General features: G+C 68.3%; 14 protein-coding genes. 8 read left to right on the top strand and 6 right to left on the bottom strand.

What is annotated here, in order from left to right:
* The first annotated feature begins 19 nt into the window (after positions 1-19).
* On the top strand, positions 20-1348 hold the full coding sequence (locus RIN18_RS02030) for a DNA recombination protein RmuC (protein WP_309102267.1): 1329 nt from the start codon (positions 20-22) through the stop codon (positions 1346-1348).
* A gap of 1 nt (position 1349) precedes the next feature.
* On the opposite strand, the gene RIN18_RS02025 is transcribed toward RIN18_RS02030, so the two are convergent.
* Both RIN18_RS02025 and glpX read right to left on the bottom strand, forming a co-directional pair.
* Positions 1350-1640 carry a hypothetical protein gene (locus RIN18_RS02025; protein WP_309102266.1) on the bottom strand — a complete coding sequence of 97 codons (291 nt, stop codon included), beginning with the start codon at positions 1638-1640 and terminating at the stop codon, positions 1350-1352.
* A gap of 134 nt (positions 1641-1774) precedes the next feature.
* Entirely contained in the window at positions 1775-2761 is a 987-nt protein-coding gene (gene glpX, locus RIN18_RS02020; RefSeq protein ID WP_309102265.1) for a class II fructose-bisphosphatase, read from the bottom strand.
* Between the two features lie 182 nt (positions 2762-2943).
* Between glpX and fbaA the strand changes: the two genes are divergently transcribed.
* A complete protein-coding gene (fbaA, locus tag RIN18_RS02015; protein WP_309102264.1) occupies positions 2944-3972 on the top strand; it encodes a class II fructose-bisphosphate aldolase in 1029 nt (342 codons plus the stop codon).
* 115 nt (positions 3973-4087) lie between these two features.
* On the opposite strand, the gene RIN18_RS02010 is transcribed toward fbaA, so the two are convergent.
* Entirely contained in the window at positions 4088-4630 is a 543-nt protein-coding gene (locus RIN18_RS02010; RefSeq protein ID WP_309102263.1) for a DUF6264 family protein, read from the bottom strand.
* A 46-nt stretch (positions 4631-4676) separates the two neighbouring features.
* Positions 4677-5702: a 4-hydroxy-3-methylbut-2-enyl diphosphate reductase gene (locus RIN18_RS02005; protein ID WP_375163482.1), complete on the bottom strand. Its 1026-nt coding sequence runs from the start codon at positions 5700-5702 to the stop codon at positions 4677-4679.
* A gap of 143 nt (positions 5703-5845) precedes the next feature.
* On the opposite strand from RIN18_RS02005, the gene xseA reads away from it, so the two are divergent.
* The 6 genes from xseA (at position 5846) to RIN18_RS01975 (ending at position 11210) form a co-directional block, all read left to right on the top strand.
* Entirely contained in the window at positions 5846-7123 is a 1278-nt protein-coding gene (gene xseA / locus RIN18_RS02000; RefSeq protein ID WP_309102261.1) for an exodeoxyribonuclease VII large subunit, read from the top strand.
* Positions 7124-7169: 46 nt separating this feature from the next.
* Positions 7170-7400, top strand: coding sequence for an exodeoxyribonuclease VII small subunit (locus RIN18_RS01995; protein WP_309102260.1), 231 nt, complete (start codon positions 7170-7172; stop codon positions 7398-7400).
* On the top strand, positions 7397-8038 hold the full coding sequence (locus RIN18_RS01990; protein ID WP_309102259.1) for a DUF4245 family protein: 642 nt from the start codon (positions 7397-7399) through the stop codon (positions 8036-8038). The genes RIN18_RS01995 and RIN18_RS01990 overlap by 4 nt, the downstream gene beginning before the upstream one ends.
* Positions 8035-8697 carry a carbonic anhydrase gene (locus RIN18_RS01985; RefSeq protein ID WP_309102258.1) on the top strand — a complete coding sequence of 221 codons (663 nt, stop codon included), beginning with the start codon at positions 8035-8037 and terminating at the stop codon, positions 8695-8697. The genes RIN18_RS01990 and RIN18_RS01985 overlap by 4 nt, the downstream gene beginning before the upstream one ends.
* 31 nt (positions 8698-8728) lie before the next feature.
* Positions 8729-10123, top strand: a complete 1395-nt coding sequence (locus RIN18_RS01980; RefSeq protein WP_309102257.1) for a class II fumarate hydratase — start codon at positions 8729-8731, stop codon at positions 10121-10123.
* A 250-nt stretch (positions 10124-10373) separates the two neighbouring features.
* Positions 10374-11210, top strand: coding sequence for a DUF559 domain-containing protein (locus tag RIN18_RS01975; protein WP_309102256.1), 837 nt, complete (start codon positions 10374-10376; stop codon positions 11208-11210).
* 165 nt (positions 11211-11375) lie between these two features.
* Here RIN18_RS01975 and RIN18_RS01970 read toward each other — a convergent pair whose 3' ends face one another.
* Complete coding sequence (locus RIN18_RS01970; protein ID WP_309102255.1) at positions 11376-11585, bottom strand: YbdD/YjiX family protein; 210 nt, start codon at positions 11583-11585, stop codon at positions 11376-11378.
* Positions 11586-11593: 8 nt separating this feature from the next.
* Positions 11594-13828 carry a carbon starvation CstA family protein gene (locus RIN18_RS01965; RefSeq protein WP_309102254.1) on the bottom strand — a complete coding sequence of 745 codons (2235 nt, stop codon included), beginning with the start codon at positions 13826-13828 and terminating at the stop codon, positions 11594-11596.
* Positions 13829-14068 lie beyond the last annotated feature (240 nt).

Raw genomic sequence — 14068 nt, 5'->3', positions numbered from 1 at the left:
CGCGGAGCACACTGAAGCAATGGATGCTTCGCTGATCGTCGTCCTCCTCGTCGCCGCTCTCGCCGTGGGTGCCGCACTGGGCTGGTTCGCCCGCGCGTCCCGCGGCGCGGCCGATCTCGTCCGCACGAAGGCAGAGCTGGCGGCGGCGAGAGACGACCGCGACCGCCAATACGACCTCTACCGTGACGCTGTCGAGCACGCGCGAGCCGAACAGCGTGCCGAAGCGCAGCGGGTGCAGCAGCAGAACGCCGTTCTCACCGCCCTCGCACCCGTGCGAGAGTCCCTTCAGCAGATGCAGTCGAAAGTCACCGCGCTCGAGCAGGAGCGGCACGCTCAGTTCGGCTCGCTGGCCGAGCAGCTGCGTCGCGCCCAGGAGTCCGACGAGGCGCTGCGGGCGACGACGGAATCGCTTGCCGGAGCGCTGCGCTCGACAGCGACGCGCGGGGTGTGGGGCGAGACTCAGCTGCGCCGAGTGGTCGAAGCGGCGGGGCTCACCCGGCACATCGACTTCGACCTGCAGTCCACGATCTCCTCCGATCGGGGTCAGGGGCGCCCCGACATGGTGATCCGTCTCGCGGGTGGCACGTCGATCGCCGTCGACGCGAAGGTGCCACTCGACGCTTATCTCGAGGCGTCCGCACTCCCGGGTGGTGACGCGCATGAGGCTCAGCGCCGTGCGCACATGCAGAAGCACGTCAAGGCGGTGCGCGCCCACATCGATGCGCTCGCGAAGAAGGCCTACTGGAGCGGGCTCGACGCGAGCCCCGAGTTCGTGATCTGCTTCCTTCCCAGCGAATCGCTGCTCGCCGCGGCGATCGATGAGGATCCGACGCTTCTGGACTACGCGTTCAGCCGTCGTGTGGCGCTCGCGTCGCCGGTGAATCTCTGGGCGGTGCTGAAGACCGTCGCCTACGCGTGGACGCAGCAGGAGGTGTCCGCCGAAGCCCGTGCGCTGCTCAACCTCGGCACGCAGCTGTACGACAGGCTCGGCACGCTCGCCGGTCACGCCGATGACCTACGCCGCGCTCTGGAGCGAACGGTCGACAGCTACAACCGCTTCGCCGGCTCACTCGAGAGCCGAGTGCTCGTCACCGCACGGCAGTTCCCCGGGATCGACGCATCCTCGTTGGAGGCCGCACCGCAGCCGATCGGCGGCGCCACGCGACGGTTCACGGCCGCCGAGCTCGTCGACACCCCGGATCCCGGAGCGACCCGCCATGGGGTCACGTCCGCTGAGGCCGGGGCGCTGCAGGCGGATGTCGGTGACGTCCGAGCGCGCGTGCAGGATGAGGCGGCTGCCGCCGTCGCAGCCCTTCGCGAGCGCGATCAGCATCCGCCATCGGAGTGAATCAGGCGATGCCGGGGACCCCGCTGAGAAGGGCGATCACCAGACCGCTGGTCACGAGGAAGGCGCCGATCATCCACCAGGGGCTGAGCTCGTGCCCCTCGTCCCGGCGCACGCGGAACAGGACGTCCGACCGGCGAGCGGGATCGATCGCTGCGGGATGAGCGGACTTGGCTGCGGCCTGCGCGGCAGCTCCCGCGGCATCCGCGGGGTTGATCCGGAGGATCCGACCGGTGTTGGTGGTCACGTGCGTCACCGGAGCGGCTTTTCCGCCTCGCTGCTGCTGCGTCGTCATCCGTTCGCCCTCCTCTGCCTGCGGTGCTCGATGGCCCCGTCGACGGCGACAAACCCAGTTTCAATTGTGACACGAGGGCACGGATATCGACGGACGCGCCGACGATCAGGCGGTTCCGGGTGGATAACGATCCCTCAGAGCCACTTCGACACGAGATGCTCGGAGGCGATGCGACGAAGCGTGCCAGACGCGCCTCGCAGCACGACGCTCTCGGTGTAGACGAAGCCGCCTTCCCGGCGGACTCCGTCGACGAGCTGGCCGTCGGTGACACCGGTTGCGACGAAGATCGTGTTCTTGCCCTGCACGAGGTCGTCCGCCTCGTAGACCTTGTCCATGTCGAGCCCTGCGTCGATTCCGCGCTGACGCTCGTCATCGTCACGCGGCCACAGCCGCCCCTGGATGTGACCGCCCAGAGCCTTGATGGCGCACGCCGTGACGATGCCCTCCGGGCTCCCGCCGATGCCGACGCACATGTCGGTGCGAGCACCGTGACGAGCGGCGTTGATTCCTCCGGCGACGTCACCGTCGCTCATCAGGCGGGTGCCGGCGCCTGCTTCACGGATCTCCTGGATCAGCCGCTCGTGTCGCGGGCGGTTCAGCACTGACACCACGATCTCCTCGACCGGCTTGCCCAGTGCCTCGGCGAGCCGGCGGATGTTCTCCCCGATCGGCAGCCGGATGTCGACGACCCCGACGCCGGCGGGTCCCGTGACGAGTTTGTCCATGTAGAACACGCTGGAGGCGTCGAGCATCGTGCCGCGATCCGACACGGCGAGCACGGACAGCGCGTTCTGCCGACCTGCCGCCGTGAGGCTCGTACCGTCGATCGGATCGACCGCGATGTCGCACTCCGGACCGCGGCCGGTGCCCACGACTTCCCCGTTGAAGAGCATCGGGGCGTTGTCCTTCTCGCCCTCGCCGATCACGACGAGTCCCTGAAAGTCGACCGTGCCGAGGAATGCGCGCATCGCATCGACCGCAGCGCCGTCCGCCGCCTCCTTGTCACCGCGGCCGATGAACGGCACGGCCCGGATCGCCGCCGCTTCCGTCGCCCTCACCAACTCGAGCGCCAGGTTGCGGTCGGGATGCAGGGGGCTCAGATCGGCCGTCAGACTCACCATGCGGTCAGCCTAACGACCGGACGTCCCGATTCGAGCGCTTTACGGACGACCGAGCGCGAAGGAATGACGATTCTTAACATGAGCGCAGGAGCGCCGGCCGGAGCCCGACATCCCGACAGTCGCCCACTTCACGCCCCGATAGAGTGACAACTGTCCCGGCTTCCCCTATCGCAGGAGTTCTCATGCCCGTCGCCACCCCGGATCAGTACGCCGAAATGCTCGACCGCGCGAAGGCCGGCGGCTTCGCGTATCCCGCCTTCAACGTCTCGAGCTCGCAGACGATCAACTCGGTCCTCCAGGGCCTGACCGAGGCCGGCTCCGACGGCATCATCCAGGTCACCACCGGTGGAGCCGACTACTTCGCCGGTCACACCGTCAAGGCCCGCGCCACCGGCGCACTCGCCTTCGCGCGTTACGCCACCGAGGTCGCCAAGAACTACCCCGTCACCGTCGCCCTTCACACCGACCACTGCCCGAAGGACGCCCTCGCCGGATTCGTCGAGCCGCTGATCAGCGCTTCCGAAGAAGAGGTGAAGGCCGGGCGCAACCCGATCTTCCAGTCGCACATGTGGGATGGCTCGGCCGTGCCGCTGACCGAGAACATCGAGATCGCCAAGGAGCTCCTCCCCCGCATGAAGGCGATCAACGCCATCCTCGAGGTCGAGATCGGCGTCGTCGGCGGCGAAGAGGACGGCGTCGCGCACGAGGGCTCCAACGAAGCGCTCTACACGACTTTCTCCGATGTCGACCAGGCCGTTCAGGCGCTGGGCCTCGGTGAGCAGGGCCGCTACATCGCCGCCCTCACCTTCGGCAACGTCCACGGCGTGTACAAGCCGGGCGGGGTGAAGCTGCGTCCCGAACTCCTCGGCGAGATCCAGGCCGAGGTCGCCGCGAAGTACAACACCGGCGCGAAGCCGCTCGACCTCGTGTTCCACGGCGGCTCCGGGTCCACCGACGAGGAGATCGCCCTGGCGGTCGCCAACGGCGTGATCAAGATGAACATCGACACCGACACGCAGTACGCGTACACCCGCGCGATCGCCGACTACATGTTCAAGAACTACGACGGCGTCCTCAAGGTCGACGGCGAGGTCGGCAACAAGAAGCAGTACGACCCCCGCGCCTGGGGCAAGATCGCCGAGTCGGCGATGGCGGCACGGGTCGTGGAGTCGACCCGTCAGCTCGGCTCCTACGGTCAGTCCAAGAGCTGAGACGCCCTGCCCGCGGCTGACCATCAGCCTGCAGGCACACGCATGACAGACGCCCCGGCCGATTCGGCCGGGGCGTCTGTCATGGCGCGCTCGGGGCAGCGAGCGGCCGGAAGCTTCAGCCGACCGGCGCGCTGACGCTCTGCATGAAGGCGGGATCTGCGAACATCGGCACCGAGATGCAGATCGACACCGCGAGAGTCGTGACGACGAAGCCGGCGAGGGGCGCCCACCACGCGTGCCGGCGTGCCTTGACCCGGCGAAGCGACAGCCATACCGTCACCGCATACCCGGCAAGCAGGACGACCGTCGCGATCGTGCCCCACGTGCGCGCGAGAGCGAACGCGGTGAATTCCCCCTCGATGCCGAGGATCTCCATCGTCCGGTTCATCGTCGACGCCAGATCGAGCAGGCCCGCGATCGACGACAGCACGTTGATCAACCCGAAGCCGAGCAGAGCGAACGTCGCGATCCGGTCCATACTCGATGCCTCACGGCGGGGATTCGCCGCCCCGACCGCGGGGTGCGCCGCCGAGGCGGCCTGCGGCCCCGCGACCCCGTCCGCCTTCGCATCGACGTGGTCGAGGGCCGGGAGCCCGGCCGCCCTACGCTGCTCCTCGGGGGTCGCGAGTTCGCCGTACTGGGGTCGCTGATCGGTCATCCCGCCATGCTAACCGCCGAGGCAGCATCCGCCGCTCAGGCAACGGTCACCGAGAGGTGCGACCGCCGAGCGCACGGCCGTCGCGCTGACCGGAAGCATCCTGGCGCAGCTCCTTGGGCAGCGAGAACATGAGATCCTCCTCCGCCGTGCGCACCTCTTCGACGTCGTTGTACCCGGCGTCCTGCAGCGCGTCGAGCACCTCGCGCACGAGCACCTCCGGCACCGATGCACCGCTGGTGACCCCGACGGTCGACACACCGTCGAGCCATTCCTGCTTGACCTCTTCGGCGTAGTCGACCCGATAGGCCGCCTTCGCGCCGTACTCCAGCGCCACCTCGACCAGCCGCACACTGTTCGACGAGTTCGCCGAGCCGACGACGATCACCAGCTCCGCCTCAGCCGCCACCTTCTTGATCGCGACCTGACGGTTCTGCGTGGCGTAGCAGATGTCGTCGGACGGCGGATTCTGCAGGTCCGGGAAACGCAGGCGCAGGCGGTTGACCGTCTCCATGGTCTCGTCGACCGAGAGCGTCGTCTGAGACAGCCACACGACCTTCGAGGGGTCCTTCACCTGAACGGTGTCGGCCTCGTCGGGCGAGTTCACGATCGTGACGTGCTCCGGCGCCTCGCCGGCAGTGCCCTCGACCTCCTCGTGCCCCTCGTGCCCGATGAGCAGGATCTCGAAGTCATCACGGGCGAACCGCACGGCCTCGCGGTGCACCTTGGTGACCAGCGGGCAGGTCGCGTCGATGGCGTGGAGGCCACGATCGGCTGCTGCGCCGACCACTGCCGGTGAGACGCCGTGCGCGCTGAAGACGACGTGCGAACCCTCCGGCACCTCATCGACCTCTTCGACGAAGACGGCGCCCTTGTCCTCGAGCTCGGTCACGACATGGATGTTATGGACGATCTGCTTTCGCACGTACACCGGGGCGCCGTACCGCTCGAGAGCCTTCTCGACGGCCACGACCGCACGGTCGACCCCTGCGCAGTAACCTCGCGGAGCAGCCAGCAGCACCCGCTTGTGGCCCGCGACCGGGTTATCCTGAAGCCGCCCGCTCGCCGCGCGCATGCGAGGGATGCGGGGGACGGGGAGATGCACAGCAGTCGAGGTCACCCCTTGATTCTACCGGCGCCCGCCGGGAGAAGGCCGGGAGCGCCACCCTCGTCAGAACCCGCAGGACGCCGCCCCCGACGATCCACCGACAGGACGTGATGACAGTCTTCGAAGCCGCCGCAGCCCCCGGCGAGACTCCCCCCGCCGACGCGGTGGCGCCCCGCGACTCCACGCCCGCCGCTCCGACGTCCGTCGCACGGCTGAACGCGACGATCCGCGACTTCATCGCGCGGTGGAACACGGTATGGGTGGAGGGCGAGATCACGTCGTGGAACCTTCGCTCCGGGAACATCTTCGCCCGCCTGAAGGACACCCAGTCCGACGCCCAGATCTCGATCCGAATCTGGTCGAGCGTGCGTCCGCGCATCCCGGCTGACATCTCCGTCGGCGATCACGTGGTGGTCGCCGTGAAGTCCGACTACTTCGTCAAGACCGGCGACTTCAGCTTCGCCGTGTCGGCCATGAAACACGTCGGGCTCGGCGACCAGCTCGAGCGCCTCGAGAAGCTGAGAGCACAGTTGCGCCAGGAGGGGCTGTTCGACCCGGCACGCAAAAAGCGGCTCCCCTTCCTTCCGCACGTGATCGGGCTGATCACCGGCGAGCGGTCGGATGCCGAGAAGGACGTTCATCGAAACGCCGAGCTGCGCTGGCCGCAGGTGCGCTTCCGAACCGAGTACGCCGCCGTGCAGGGCGACCGCTGCGTGCCGGAGACTCTTGCGGCCCTGAAGCGGCTCGACGCCGACCCCGAAGTCGATGTGATCATCATCGCGCGAGGCGGCGGCGACCCGCAGACGCTGCTCGGATTCAGCGATGAGCGCCTGGTGCGGGCGGTGGCGAACCTGGCCACGCCGGTCGTCAGCGCCATCGGCCATGAGAACGACCATCCTCTGCTCGACGACGTCTCCGACCTTCGCGCATCCACCCCGACAGACGCCGCCAAACGCGTCGTGCCGGATGTGGGCGAGCAGCGCGCCGTGATCGCGCAGCTGCGCTCGCGCGCGACGACCAGGGTGACCCAGCGCGTCTCCCACGAAATCGCCCAGCTCGACCAGCTGCGGTCTCGCCCGGTGCTGCGCTCGCCCGCGCCGATCATCGACGCCCGTTCGCAGGAGATCTGGCTCCTGCTGTCCCGCGGACGGGAGACCGTCACGCGGCAGCTCGACGCGGCGACCCGCACGACAAGCGAGCTGCGAGCATCGCTGCGGGCGCTGTCTCCCGCTGCGACCCTGGCCCGTGGTTACGCCATCGCCCACCTCGAGGGCGGGGTCATCCTCCGTGATGCCAAGGATGCACCCGCCGGCAGCACCCTCACGATCACCGTCGACCGCGGATCGGTGGCCGCTCGGTCCGAGGGCGAGATCCCCGAGACCACCTGAGGATCGCCGAGCCTGGGGCCTGTTCGGCACGACGTAGGATGGAACAGTGAGCGCGCTGAACGACATCCCGGTGGAGACGCTGTCGTTCGAGGCCGCTCGCGACGAGCTCGTCCGCGTCGTCGCCGAGCTCGAGCAGGGATCCCCGACACTCGAGCACTCATTGGCGCTGTGGGAGCGGGGGGAGGCGCTCGCCGCCCGCTGCGAGGAGTGGCTGCTCGGTGCCAAACGCCGCCTCGACGCGGCGCGAGCCAACGTCTCCGACGAGGCGGAATCGTGAACAAGCCGTCACCGATCGTCGCCGAGCTCGGCCGCCCCGAGACGCCGGAGGAAGCGGCCGCACGCAAGGCGGCGTCGACCAAGGCGTACCGGTCGAGTCAGACCTTGCGGAACCTCGTCGCAGCGCTCATCGTCACTCTGGCCGTCGTCGCCGTGATGGTCTTCGCGGTGCCCCGCGGTGAGCCGGCATCCGCTCGCAAGATCGACCTCGCCGGCATCGCCGCGAACGTCGAATCGACCATGGAGAGCCCGGCGATCGTGCCCGAGCTCGGCAGCTTCTGGCGCGTGAACGCCGCCGAGCTGCAGAGCGGAGCGACGGTCGTGTGGGACGTCACCCTCGCCCCCGCCGCGCAGGACGAGCGCGGCTTCATCCGCGTCGCGCAGGCGTTCGACGCCGACGCCTCCTGGGCCCCGCAACGCCTGAACGGCATCGCTCCCACCGACACCGTGTCGATCGGCGGGCTCGACTGGGATGTCTTCGGCATCGGCGAGTCCGCCAAGGGCAACGTGCGTTACGCGATCGGCACGCAGGCGGGAAGCGATTACGTCCTCCTCTACGGCTCACGATCCGCCGACTCCACCGCGGATCTGGCCGAATCCCTCGTCCCGCAGATCCGTGCTCTCTCGGAGGATTCATGACTCGCACGCTCACCCCGGCCGCCGCCTGGCAGGAGATGCTCGAGGGCAATCGACGCTTCGTCGCCGATGCGCCGCAGCATCCGAATCAGGACGTGGCCCGACGCAACGACCTCGTCTCGGCGCAGAATCCGATGGCGACGCTGTTCGGCTGCTCCGACTCGCGCCTGTCTGCCGAGATCATCTTCGACAAGGGTCTCGGCGACCTGTTCGTGGTGCGCAATGCCGGGCAGGTGGTGTCGGACTCGGTGATCGGCAGCCTCGAGTACGCCGTCGAGATCCTGAAGGTCCCGCTCATCGTGGTCCTCGCACATGATGCGTGCGGTGCGGTCAGGGCCGCCATCGACGGCACCGCCATCGACGCCGCCCCGCTGCCTCCGCACATCTGGCGGCTCATCGCCCCGATCGTGCCGGCGGCACGACGCGTTCTGGCCGAATCGGGCGGCGCCTCGGTGGCCGACATCGACGCCGAGCTCGTCGGGCGCGAGCACCTGCGCAACACCGTCGCCGGCATCCTGCAGTCGTCCGAGCTCATCAGCGAGGCCGTCGCCGACGGGCGCCTCGGCATCGTCGGCGCCAACTACCGACTCAGCGAGGGCACCGCGGTGCCCATCGTCTCCGTGGGGCTCGCGATCGACGCGAGCGCCGAGATCCCGGCCTGAGGGCCACAACGTCACATCCGGAGGAACAGCAGTGACCGACAACGAGTACCGCATCGAGCACGACACGATGGGCGAGGTGCGGGTTCCCCTGAACGCGCTCTACGGAGCGCAGACGCAGCGTGCGGTGGAGAACTTCCCCATCTCGGGCAAGGGACTGGAATCAGCGCAGATCGCCGCCCTCGCCCGCATCAAGAAGGCTGCGGCGCTGGCGAACAAGGAGCTCGGCACGCTCGACGGTGCCATCGCCGATGCCATCGCGCAGGCTGCCGACCAGGTCGCGTCGGGCGCCCATGACGGCGAGTTCCCGGTCGACACCTATCAGACCGGATCCGGCACGTCGTCGAACATGAACATGAACGAGGTGCTGGCGACGCTCGCCAGCGGCATCCTCGGCTCGGCCGTCCACCCCAACGACCACGTGAACGCGTCGCAGTCGTCGAACGACGTCTTCCCGACCTCGGTGCACATCGCCGTCACGCAGGCGCTCATCGACACCCTGATCCCGTCGCTCGACCACCTCGCCGTCGCCCTCGAGGCCAAGGCCGAGCTGTGGAAGGACGCCGTGAAGTCCGGTCGCACCCACTTGATGGACGCGACCCCGGTGACGCTCGGGCAGGAGTTCGGCGGCTACGCCCGTCAGGTGCGCCTCGGCATCGAGCGCGTGCAGTCCGCGCTCCCCCGCGTCGCGGAGGTTCCGCTGGGCGGAACGGCGGTCGGCACGGGCATCAACACGCCGCTGGGCTTCCCGCAGAAGGTGATCGCGTTGCTCGCGGCCGAGACCGAGCTGCCGATCACGGAGGCGAAGGATCACTTCGAGGCGCAGGCGAACCGCGACGGCCTCGTCGAGACGTCGGGTGCACTCCGGACGATCGCCGTGTCGCTGACGAAGATCAACAACGACCTGCGGTGGATGGGTTCGGGCCCGAACACCGGCCTCGGCGAGCTGCACATCCCCGACCTGCAGCCGGGGTCCTCCATCATGCCCGGCAAGGTCAACCCGGTCGTTCCGGAGGCCGTGCTCATGGTGTGCGCACGCGTGATCGGCAACGATGCGACCGTGGCGTGGGCGGGCGCTTCGGGTTCCTTCGAGCTGAACGTCGCGATCCCCGTGATGGGCACGGCGCTGCTGGAGTCCATCCGCCTGCTCGCGAACGCCTCACGCGTGCTCGCGGACAAGACGATCGACGGCCTGCAGGCGAACGTCGAGCGGGCTGCGGCCTTCGCGGGCATGAGCCCTTCGATCGTGACCCCGCTGAACAAGCTCATCGGCTACGAGGCCGCCGCCAAGATCGCCAAGCACTCCGTGGCCAAGGGCATCACCGTCCGAGACGCCGTGATCGACCTCGGATATGTGGAGCGCGGCGAGCTGACGCTCGAGCAGCTCGACGAGAAGCTCGACCTGCTGTCGATGACCCACCCGGGTTGACACCCGACGGATGCCGCGAGGACGCGTTCCTCGCGGCATCCGGCGCCCGCGCCCGGCCTCCACGGCCAGTTCACCTGCACGACCGAAGCGCGGATGCACGACCGCAACGCCTCTGCGGTCGTGCAGGCGTTCCGGCGTCGTGCAGCCGTTCCGACCGGTCTCTCCTGCACATTCCAGGCACGCCGTCGTTTCTGCACCATCACCGGGGACTGACACGCGATTGGTGGCCGTATGGGAACAGAATGACCGGATGCTGGATCCGACGACGACGCTTCACCGTCTGGGCGGGATCGCCCGGGGCACCCACCTGCAACGACACGGGATATCGCGTAAGGCACTCGCTGTTGCGGCGGCTTCGGGACGAATTCTGCGCGTTCGTGCCGGCGTCTTCGCCGCCCCGCAGACGCGCCCGGACGTGGTGGCGGCCGCAGCACACGGCGGCGCTCTGACGTGCAGCTCGGCGCTTCGTCAGCACGGCGTGTGGGTGCTTGCGGATGCATCACGACCACACGTCTGGATGGGGCGCAACGGGCGCACCCATCCGCATCTCGGATGCCGTTGCGTCGGGCATTTCTACGCTGGGGCCACCCGTCTCGGAATCGTCGACGTCGAGCAGGCCCTCGTCCATCTCTTCCGCTGCGCCGGCGACGAGGCGTTCTTCGCGTCCCTCGAATCCGCGCTGCAGCAGCGGCTTCTCAACGTCGCGGGGCGTCAGCGGATCAGGGATCGTCTACCGGAGAACGCCCGCTGGCTCGTGGATCTCGCGCGATCGGACGCCGACAGCGGTCTGGAGTCGCTCCTCCGGTTGCGTCTGCACGTGCTCGGCATTCGACTGGACTGCCAGGTGGTCATCACCGGTGTCGGCCGGGTGGATTTCGTCGTCGGTGGTCGCCTCATCATCGAGGTCGACGGCAGAGAGAACCATGCCTCGCCCGCGCACCGGCACAAGGACCTCGTACGCGACGCTGCGACGTCAGCTATGGGCTATGAGTCGCTTCGCTTCGACTATGCCCAGATCGTTCACGACTGGCCGACCGTACAGGCGGCGATCGTTGCAGCGCTGGTGCGACTCGGGGCTGTGGCCTGAGGGGTACATTCGCGTTCAGCGTGCGCCGGCCGATGCCCGCTCGCCGCCGGGTGGGAACAGTTGCACGACGCGGGCGCACCTGCACGACGAAACCGACCGTTTCGTCGTGCAGGTGTTCCTCGATCGTGCAGCTGTCCCACACGCGAGCCGACCGACGGGTCCCGCTCAGCAGCAGCGCGCGCCGGGGTCGGCGTCCTGCCCGGCGTAGTGCTGGCGCCAGAACTCCCGTTCCGTGAGCGGTTCGCGGTCGGGATGCTGTGAACGCTCGTGCTCGAGGTAGCAGGTGTACTTCGACTGCCCGGTGACGCCGTTGACGTACCACGCGAGTGCGCGCCATGCCCGAACGAGCCCGCGCGGGCCCGACTCAGCAGCCACGACCGCCATCAGTGACCCCCACGCGGGCCAGAGGATGCCGGAAGCGCGTCCCACTGCTTCTGCACGGCGCGCTCCTCCGGTGAGGCGAGGAGTCCGGCCGGCGCGTACCGTCGCGACGGAACCTCAGGGTCCTCCTGATCCGCGACCGCACCGGGGCGGCGGAGGGTCTGGACGACCTTCGTGACCGAGATGGCGATCACGATGACCGACAGCACGAGGAAGATCACCGACAGCGTGCCCTGGATCATCGTGTTGCGCACCACGGCCTCCATCGCGGCCACCGACGTGGCCGTGCCGAACGAGGTCTCCCCCGCCGCAAGCGCCTCACGGAAGGCGACGTGGTTGGCGAAGTAGCCCACCTGCGGCACCGGCGAGAAGATCTTCTGCAGGGATGCCGTCACGGTGATCACCGTCACGAAGGCCAGCGGCAGCGCCACGACCCAGAGCACCCGGAAGGTGCGACGGCGAGCGACGATGGTGAGCACCACAGCGAGCGCGATCGCCGCCAGCAGCTGGTTGGCGATGCCGAACAGCGGGAACAGCGTGTTGATGCCGCCGAGCGGGTCGGTGACTCCCATGATCAGCACGGCGCCCCAACCGGCGACCATCACCGCCGTGCAGATCCACGCCCCCACCCGCCACGAGGTGTCCTTGAAGCGCGGGATCACATTGCCGACCGAATCCTGCAGCATGAAGCGCGCGACGCGCGTACCGGCATCCACAGCCGTCAGGATGAACAGCGCCTCGAACATGATCGCGAAGTGGTACCAGAACGCCATCATGCCGGGTCCGCCGATCCACTGCTGCATGATGTGCGCGAGCCCGAGGGCGAGGGTGGGAGCACCGCCCGTCCGCGAGACGATGGACTCTTCGCCGACCGCACCAGCGGTGCTGGTGAGCAGCTCCGGGGTGAGGTTCACACCCGTCAGGCCGAGACTGTTGACGAAGGCGACAGCTCCCTCGACGGTGCCCAATGTCGCTGCGGGCGATGAGTTCATCGCGAAGTACAGCCCGCGGTCGATCGAGATCGCGGCGACGAGCGCCATGATCGCCACGAACGACTCCATCAGCATCCCGCCGTAGCCGATGAAGCGCGTCTGCTTCTCCTTCTCGACCATCTTCGGAGTGGTGCCCGAGGCGATGAGGGCGTGGAATCCGCTGAGCGCTCCGCAGGCGATCGTCACGAACAAGAACGGGAACAGGGCCCCCGCCCAGACCGGACCGGTCTCACCCCCGGCGAACTCGCTGAACGCCGGGACGGTGATCTCGGGCCGGACGAAGAGGATCGCGACCGCCAACGCCACGATCACGCCGATCTTCATGAAGGTCGAGAGGTAGTCGCGCGGTGCCAGCAGCATCCACACCGGCAGCACCGCGGCGATGAAGCCGTAGATGATGATGCCCCAGGCGATGGTCGTCCGGTCGAGCGTGAAGATCGCCTGACCCCAGTCGGTCTCGGCCACCATGCCACCGCCGATGATCGCCGCCATCAGCAGCACGAAGCCGATGAGCGACACCTCGGTGATCTTGCCGGGGCGGATCCAGCGGAGATAGGCGCCCATGAACAGCGCGATCGGGATGGTCATCGCCACCGAGAAGACACCCCAGGGGCTCTCGCCGAGGGCGTTCACCACGACCAGAGCGAGGATCGCGGTGATGATGATCATGATGAGCAGTGTCGCGATGATCGCCGCCGTGCCGCCGAAGCGCCCGAGTTCATCGCGGGCCATCTGACCGAGCGACCTGCCGCCGCGACGCATCGAGAAGAACATCACCAGGTAGTCCTGGACGGCTCCTGCCAGCACCACGCCGACGATGATCCACAGCGTGCCCGGCAGGTAGCCCATCTGGGCCGCGAGCACGGGACCTACCAGCGGACCGGCACCGGCGATCGCGGCGAAATGGTGACCGAACAGCACACGACGGTCGGTGGGCACGTAGTCCTTGCCGTCGGCCTTGTACTCCGCAGGCGTCGCCCGGCGGTCATTCGGCTTGACGAGGTTGCGCTCGATGTACTTCGAATAGAAGCGGTAGAAGACCAGGTAGGTGCAGACGGCCGCGAACACGAACCAGATCGCGTTGACGGTCTCGCCGCGGACGATCGCGAGCATCGTCCAGGCGACGCCGCCGAGCAGCCCGATGGCCACCCACAGCGCGATCTTCAGCGGCGTCCAGCGGGGCTTCTCATCGACCGCCACCGGTGGCAGGTCACGTTCATCGACGGTCTTGGTGGCATCGGCCATGGCGCATCACTCCATCGTCTGCATTCGATGCCACCGAGCATAGACCCGCTCCGACCACCTGGGCGCGCACGCGCAGGACGCGCCATCGGAACAGATGCACGACACCGGAACGGATGCCGGTCCTCACGCTCGGTTCGGTCGTGCATCCGTTCCCGGATCGTGCAGGTGCCCGGTGGGATGGCGCTCGTCCGGCGGGCAGGCGACCCGCCTGACACACGACAGCGGAACCCGCCGGACACA

The sequence above is a fragment of the Microbacterium sp. genome (assembly GCF_031179285.1).
GTDB lineage: Bacteria > Actinomycetota > Actinomycetes > Actinomycetales > Microbacteriaceae > Microbacterium.
This window is presented reverse-complemented; position numbering and strand designations above follow the sequence as displayed.